The organism is Rhizobium sp. RHZ01 (genome assembly GCF_014851595.1).
GTDB lineage: Bacteria > Pseudomonadota > Alphaproteobacteria > Rhizobiales > Rhizobiaceae > Rhizobium > Rhizobium altiplani.
In genome coordinates this window covers 105,237-112,866 of sequence record NZ_JACUZZ010000024.1, presented here as the reverse complement: position 1 = coordinate 112,866, position 7,630 = coordinate 105,237, and the positions used below count along the sequence as shown (strand labels likewise).

General features: G+C 61.7%; 5 protein-coding genes. 2 read left to right on the top strand and 3 right to left on the bottom strand.

The annotated features are described in order from the left end of the window. Positions 1–158 precede the first annotated feature (158 nt). Both IB248_RS22805 and IB248_RS22800 read right to left on the bottom strand, forming a co-directional pair. On the bottom strand, positions 159–1,841 hold the full coding sequence (locus IB248_RS22805; protein ID WP_169682806.1) for a DEAD/DEAH box helicase: 1,683 nt from the start codon (positions 1,839–1,841) through the stop codon (positions 159–161). A gap of 321 nt (positions 1,842–2,162) precedes the next feature. Beyond that, complete coding sequence (locus IB248_RS22800; RefSeq protein WP_082728539.1) at positions 2,163–2,549, bottom strand: hypothetical protein; 387 nt, start codon at positions 2,547–2,549, stop codon at positions 2,163–2,165. A 283-nt stretch (positions 2,550–2,832) separates the two neighbouring features. Here IB248_RS22800 and IB248_RS22795 point away from each other — a divergent pair, with 283 nt between their 5' ends. After that, positions 2,833–5,679 carry a response regulator gene (locus tag IB248_RS22795; RefSeq protein ID WP_018857510.1) on the top strand — a complete coding sequence of 949 codons (2,847 nt, stop codon included), beginning with the start codon at positions 2,833–2,835 and terminating at the stop codon, positions 5,677–5,679. Here the strand turns inward: IB248_RS22795 and mnmD are convergent. Continuing rightward, positions 5,669–6,385, bottom strand: coding sequence for a tRNA (5-methylaminomethyl-2-thiouridine)(34)-methyltransferase MnmD (gene mnmD, locus IB248_RS22790; protein ID WP_018857511.1), 717 nt, complete (start codon positions 6,383–6,385; stop codon positions 5,669–5,671). The genes IB248_RS22795 and mnmD overlap by 11 nt on opposite strands. On the opposite strand from mnmD, the gene IB248_RS22785 reads away from it, so the two are divergent. Continuing rightward, complete coding sequence (locus IB248_RS22785) at positions 6,384–7,562, top strand: FAD-binding oxidoreductase (RefSeq protein ID WP_018857512.1); 1,179 nt, start codon at positions 6,384–6,386, stop codon at positions 7,560–7,562. The two genes, mnmD and IB248_RS22785, sit on opposite strands and share 2 nt — an antisense overlap. Positions 7,563–7,630: the final 68 nt, after the last annotated feature.

Sequence of the window (7,630 nt, the reverse complement as noted above, 5' to 3'; positions counted from 1 at the left end):
TCCTTCGGCACCAGACTGTCGAGCGTCACCATCTCAAGAGCCGTCTGGGTGGGGGCAGGTTTCTTCAACATGTCCCAATGAATCACAAACCCCCAGACGGTGCCAGGGGTTTGTCAGCAATCTGAGGGCGGGATTTCTCCCGCCCTTTCTTTTTTCAATTAGGCGCGTTCACGGCGCTGACCGTTGCCACCGCGCGACGGACCGCCGCGACGGTTTCCGCCGTTGCCTTCGCGACGTTCGCCGCCGTGGGCCTGCGCGCCACGATCTTCACCGTGTTTGCGGGCCGGGCGGCCGTGCGCATTGCGGGCGCCGCCGCCGGGATGATGACGGTTCTCGCCATTGGCATGGTTGCCATGCTGGGGGCGCTGCGGCTTGCGGGCCGGACGGAAGTCCGACGTTGCCGCCAGATCGTTGTCGGGGCCGGACGTCATCGGCGTAGCCTCGCCACGGCGCTGGCCGCGGAAGTCTTCGTTGCGCTGGGTTTGGCGCTCAGGACGCGGACGACGCTCGCGGCGCTCCTCATTGTTGGCGCGGACTTCGTCGCCAGCTTCAGGGCGCGGACGACGCTCCGGGCGGCCACCTGCACGATGGCCTTCGCCACGGCGCTCACCGCCACGGTTTTCACCACCACGACCCTGGCCGCGGTTGCCGCCATTGCCATTGCTGTTGCCACTGCCATTGCCGCGGCGCGGAGTGGCGTTCATGTTGGCAGGCGCTTCACCACTGGCTACAGCGATGTTGATGTTCATCAGGCGTTCGATGTCGCGCAGGAGACGGGTTTCGTCAGGTGCACAGAAGGCGATCGCGATGCCGTCACGACCAGCGCGGGCCGTACGGCCGATGCGGTGGACGTAGGCATCCGGAACTTCCGGCAGGTCGTAGTTGTAGACGTGGCTGACGGCCGGGATGTCGATGCCGCGGGCGGCAACGTCGGTCGCAATCAGCGTCTTGACGTCGCCGTCACGGAAGGCCTTGAGGGCGCGCTCGCGCTGGCCCTGGCTCTTGTTGCCATGGATGGAAGTGACCGAATAGCCAACGTGGTCGAGGTGCTTCATCAGCTTCTCGGCGCCGTGCTTGGTGCGCAGGAAGACGATCGCGCGTCCGTCAGGGTTCTCGGTGAGTGACTTCTTTAGGAGGTCCGTCTTGTCGTTCTTGCCGTTGACGAAGTGGACATACTGCTCGACCTTGTCGGCAGCCTTGCCCGGAGGTGTCACTTCGACGGTGACCGGGTCCGTCAGGTATTCGCCGGCGAGTTCGGCGATCGATTTCGGCATGGTTGCCGAAAACAGCATCGTCTGGCGCTTCTTCGGCACCATCTTGGCGATCTTGCGCAGGTCGTGGACGAAGCCGAGGTCGAGCATCTGGTCGGCCTCGTCGAGAACGAGGTAGCGTACGGCGGTGAGGCCGATGGCGCGGCGGGCGACGAGGTCGAGCAGGCGGCCGGGCGTGGCAACGAGGATGTCGGTGCCCTTTTCGAGCTGCAGCTGCTGCTTGTTGATCGAGACGCCGCCCACGACGACGTTGATGCGCAGGTGCGACTTGCGCAGGAAGTTCTTAAGGTTCTGGGCGATCTGGTTCACCAGTTCGCGGGTTGGGGCGAGGATCAGCGTACGGGTGGTACGGTTGTCCGGACGCCGCTCTTCAGGGATGATCTTTTCGATGATCGGCAGGCCGAAGGCGGCCGTCTTGCCGGTGCCTGTCTGAGCAAGGCCGATAAGGTCGCGGCCTTCGAGAAGAAGCGGGATCGCCTTTTCCTGAATGGGGGTCGGCTTTTCGATGCCGAGCTGGAAAAGTGTGGCGACGATCGGCTTGGAGATGCCAAGCGATTCAAAATTGGTCAAGTCATAACCTTTTTAGGGCGCGCCAAAAAAATCGGCCGGATCGCAAAATGCGGCCCGGTGTCATTCTGGCGTCAAGAACCCCGCGTGAAGTGGGAACTTGTCTTGTTGGAAAAAGCTTTCCAGCGCTTCTTGCCCGCGTCTTGGGATGCGGCCTGTACGAAATGCGCTTTTGCCCTTCTTCCTGCTCCTATTTGCTGGCAGGGGCACGCTCACGCGGCGGCCGGAAGGTGAAAGCTGGCCTGCATTTGGTCTAGTTGGGGCCAAAAGTCAAGAGCACAGGCTCAACGCCCACCGCAGCGACACCCTATGCCAGCGCCGTTCTCAGTAGCAGACCCGTGTCCGGTAAGCGTCGCCCCAACCGTTGTGCCGCCATACGATATGGCACCGAGGCGCGTAGTAGTACCGCGAATAAGGCCTGTAATAGCTCCGATATGCCGGCCTGTAGTAGCCCCCATAATAGGGTTGGTAGTACGGCCTATAGTAGGACCTGTAATACGGCCGATAGTACGGTCGATAGTATGGGCCCGGATAGCCGTAATAGGCGTAGGGGCGCCCAACCTGCGACAGCAGCAGGCCGCCGACTGCTCCAACGGCAACGCCTCCCCAGAAGTCATGATTGGCGTTCGCGGGCGTTGCCGGGATGAGGGTTGTACCCGTCAGGGTCAATGCCATTAAGCCCGCCGCCATGCTTTTATGAAGTACGGACATGGTCGTCTCCTTTCGTAGACGATGCTTGTTCCTGAAGCCGTCAGGCGAAACCGTTCGGGTATACGGGCCAACTGAACGAGTTCATTTTAGAAACGAGTGAAACTATACCACAGTTCCGCAGGGTTTATTCGGTTTGAACTGCTGCATCGCAGCGGCCGCGCCGGCGCTAGAGCACAGGTTACCTGCGTCCTGCAGGGTGCCGCTGCATTATGGTTAAAGGGTTGTTAAAGAGCGCCCGTTATACTTGCTCGATGAGTAAGCTTTTCCTGACTGAGGACCAACTTTGACATCGAGCGGGGACCTTCTCGAGCTGGCCTGCCGGCGGATCGCGGATCTGGAGCGCCCCGCCTATGTCAAGAACAGCGAGCTTCGCTATGTGGCCGTCAACGAGGCCTATGCATCCTTCTTCGGAAGGGAGATCCCTGATTTCATCGGCTGCCGGAGCCGAGAACTTATCGATACGCCGGAAGAGGAGGCCCGCGAAGACAAGGAGCGGCGCGCGCTCGTCTTCGCGAGTGAGGAAAGTGCCGTTTGTTTGGACAGCAGGGGCTTCGGGCGCGAGCGGGTGCGGATCGAGAGTTTCTCGCCGTCCGAAGACCGCGTCTATGTGCTCGGTATTTTTGAAAGGACAGCTCCACATCAAGACGGCGGCGATCAGCTGACAGGGGCCAAGCCGACCCTTTCGGCATCCGACTTGGCTCGCAGCCGGGCGCTGACGGACGATCTTGAAGGCATTCTTCGTGCTCTCCCAGTCGGTGTCATGATCCTCGACGAAGAGCGCAACGTCCTCTACGCCAATGACGAGTTCTACGATGTCTGGGATCTACCACGTGACGACCGCTTCGACGGCTTGGCCTTCATCGACGTCATCCGTCGCAATCACCAACTCGGTCGCTATGGGGACAGGCTCACGCCGGAGCAGATCCTTGCCCGGCGCGAGAAGCATTTTGCTGCGGAACAGCAGCCGCCAATAGAACTGGGCTGGGTTAACGGCAAGCGGGTCCTGTTCGAGGGCGGCCGCCTTTCCAACGGTCGCGTCCTGCTTTCCTATACTGATGTCACTGCGGTCCGCCAGCGGGAGAAGGAAATTCACGAAACGCGGGCGGCTCTCGCGCATCTCGGCGACTTGATGGAGGACGCGACACGGGCGATGTCGCAGGGCCTCTTGATCGTTCAGGACGGCAACATCCTGCTTGCCAGCGAGCCACTCAGCGAGATCCTCGCCATACCACCTGAATATCTCGCAGTTGGACGGGGGTGGATCGATCTGTTCCGGTTTTGCGCCGAACGTGGCGACTTTAACGGGCAGGAAGATGAAATCCTGCAGAGCTGGCGCGATAAGATCGCGGCCAAGAAGCCGATTTCGACGCCGTTCCATGTCGCCGGAGAGCGCTGGGTTAACCTGGATGCGACGATCAGCGAGCGGCAGCACTGGGTTGCGCTGTTCACCGATGTCACCGAAGCGAAGCAGCGTGAGGCCGAGCTTGAGCGGTTGCTATCCCGGGCGGAAGCCGCCGATCGCGTCAAGTCGGAGTTCCTGGCGAATATGAGCCATGAGATCCGAACGCCGATGAACGGCGTTCTCGGAATGGCCGAATTGCTGGCGAAGACCAATCTCGACACGCGCCAGAAGACGTTCATCGATATCATCGCCAAGTCGGGCAACGCCTTGGTGACGATTATCAACGACATTCTCGACTTCTCCAAGATCGACGCCGGCCAGATGACCCTCAGGCGCACGACGTTCGATTTGGTCGAGGCTATCGAGGACGTTACAACGCTCCTGTCTTCGCCGGCGGCTGAGAAGAACATAGAGCTGCTGGTGCGCGCGGCACCCGATTTGCCGTCGGCCGTGATCGGTGACGCCGGCCGCTTCCGCCAGATCATCGCCAATCTCGTCGGCAATGCCATAAAGTTCACCGAGCGCGGTCACGTCCTTGTGGACGTCGGCTTTACGCCGGGCGCGGAAGACGAAATCATGGCGCGCATCCGGGTCGAGGATACCGGCATCGGCATCCCGGGCGACAAGCTCGACTCCATTTTCGACAAGTTCTCGCAGATCGACTCATCCTCCACGCGTCGCCATGAGGGAACCGGGCTTGGCCTTGCCATCACGGCAGGGCTGGTCGACTTGTTCGGCGGCTACCTCGAGGTGGACAGCGAACCGGGGGAGGGCTCGGTCTTTACGGTAAACCTGCCTCTCACCGTGGCAGCGGCGCGCCTTGCTCCAAAGCCCTTGCCGGTCAACGTGACGGGTGCGCGCGTTCTCATCGTCGACGACAACGCGGTCAACCGACAGATTTTGGCCGAGCAGCTGGACCTCTGGGGCTTCGATGGGGCCGCCGCCGAGGACGGACCGGCGGCCATGGCAATAATCGCCGCAGCGAACGAGTTGGGCATCGAGATCGATGCGGTCGTGCTGGATTACCAGATGCCGGGCATGAACGGCGCCGACATCGCACGGAAGCTGCGCGCCGACAGCCGCTTTGAACGGCTGCCGATCATCTTCCTGACCTCAATGGACATTTCCGGGACGGAGAAAGAGTTCGCCGCGCTTAACGGTCAAGCCTATTTGATGAAGCCGGCGCGGGCCAACGTGCTGCGAAACACCATCGTTGACGTCGTGCGGGCAAGTCGCACGAAACAGATCGCTGCGGCGGGGAAGACGGTTCCGGAGGCAGCGCCGCCTCCGCTCGCCAAAGCTGAGCCTTCCGAATGGCCGCCGGCGGAGTTCATCGACGTGCTGGTTGCGGAAGATAACGAAGTCAACCAGATCGTCTTTACGCAGATATTGCAGGAAACCGGCCTCAGTTTTCTCGTCGTCGGCAACGGCGAGGAGGCGGTCGAGGCATGGGATCGCTGCGCACCACGCATCATCATGATGGATGTCTCGATGCCTGTCATGAACGGCCACGACGCGACGCGCGCAATACGCGATCGCGAACGCGTACAAGGTCATCGCGTGCCGATCATCGGAGTGACGGCGCATACGCTGGAGGTCGACCGCGATCTCTGCCTGGACGCCGGAATGGACGATTACATGTCAAAACCGATCAGCCCGGAACTGCTCGAAGAGAAGCTTGCGCTGTGGCTGCGCGCGAGCGAGCAGCACGCGGGGTCTAGGATTTGATGCCGCAGAGCATCTCGCGTTTTCCGGCAAAGCCGGCACGACGCTCCACCGCAAAGCCGGCGGCGATCAGGTTTCGTCGGACAAAGCCGGCCGCCGCATAGGTCGCGAAGGTTCCGCCTGGCTTCGTCTTCTCGCAGACGAGGCGCATCAATTCCTCAGACCACATGTCGGCATTGCGCGATGGGGCGAAGCCGTCGAGATACCAGGCATCGAAGCCGGCTTGCGCGGCCGCGACGCCTTCGAGAGCATGGCCGCGGATAACGCTGAGCGACGTCTGGTCATCGAGCCGCAGGAAGACGCTTGCTTCCGGCGTTTCCGGCCAGGCGGCCGCCAGGGCTTGCCGCTCGATGTCGATCTCGGCCCAATGAGAAAGCGCACGGTCGATTTCCCCACGCCGCATCAGATAAAGTTCAAACGACATGAAGTGTAGTTGCTGCCCGTTGCGCCGAAAGAGTTTCCATTGCCGCCACGTTTCGGCGAAATTCAAACCTGTGCCGAAGCCGAGCTCACCGATCAGGAAGTCGCCGTTATCCTGCCAGCGCTGCGGCAGACCGTTGCCGGCGAGGAAAACGTGTCCGCATTCCAGCCGGCCATCGGTCTGGCAATAAAAATGGTCGCCAAAGGCCGGTGAATAGGGCATATCGCCGTCGCGCCACTCCAGCGGCTGGTGGAGGCCAGCACTCTTTTCGGGATCAGTATCTGTCATGCCAAAAGCCGATAGTCCGACCGCGCGTTCCGGTCAATCATCGACTGCCCTGCTGATCATCGGTGGCGGTATCATGGGGCTATGGGCAGCGGTTCAGGCGGAACGCCTGGGCATCAATGCATGGCTCATCGAAGCCGGCCGGCTTGGTCACGGCGCGAGCGGCGGCCTGCTCGGGGCGCTGATGCCGCACATGCCGGACAAGTGGAATGCCAAGAAGCAATTTCAGTTCGATGCGCTCGTTTCTCTGGAGGCGGAGATTGCAGCGTTGGAACGGCAGACCGGTCTTTCCGCCGGCTATCGGCGCTCGGGCCGCCTCATTCCGCTGCCGAAGCCGCATTTGCGCGAGATCGCGCTCGGTCATTCCCGGGATGCCAAGCATCGCTGGATCGCCGGCGAGCAGCGCTACCACTGGCGCGTGCTCGACAAGCCTCCCCAGGACAACTGGCTGGACGCAGCGGCAGGTGAAAGCGGCTTCGTGCACGACACGCTTGCCGCCAGAGTCGCGCCGCGGTCGCTCATCGCGCTCCTAGCGGCATCACTGCGCGACGCACGGAGCGTCCGCGTTACCGAAAACGTTTCGGTCGATGATCTCGCTCTTGAGCGCAAGGTTGCGATTACCAGTGCAGGTGACATTGCTTTCAGACAGTGCATTGTCGCTGCCGGCCACCAATCCTTTCCATTGCTGCAGCGGTATACCGGTGGCCTTGTGAAGCCGCTGGGCCAGCCCGTCAAAGGCCAGGCAGCCCTGCTGAAAGTCGACATAGCCCCGTCCTTGCCGACGATCTTTCGCGACGGGCTGTATATCGTTGCGCATGAGGGCGGCCATGTCGCCGTCGGCAGCACCAGCGAGAATCGCTTCGACGAACCATTCTCGACGGACGAGCAGCTCGACGCGCTGCTTGAGGCATCTGCCCAATTGGTGCCGGCGTTGCGAGGCGCGCCCGTTGTTGAGCGGTGGGCCGGTCTGCGGCCGAAAGCGATCGATCGTGATCCGATGATCGGCGTCCATCCCGACCATGCCGGCCTGATCGCATTGACCGGCGGCTTCAAGGTCAGCTTCGGCCTGGCGCACCGTCTGGCTGCGGCAGCGATCCACCTCGCGGCCGGCCGCCAGCCGCCCTTCGCGCTGCCGGAAAGCTTCTTGCTCGCCAATCACATCTGCGTCGCTTCACGCTAAACGTGAATTAGCACCTCCTGCCTTTCGTTATTCTGTCATGCAAATCACCTATCTGCTAGCGCAACCGC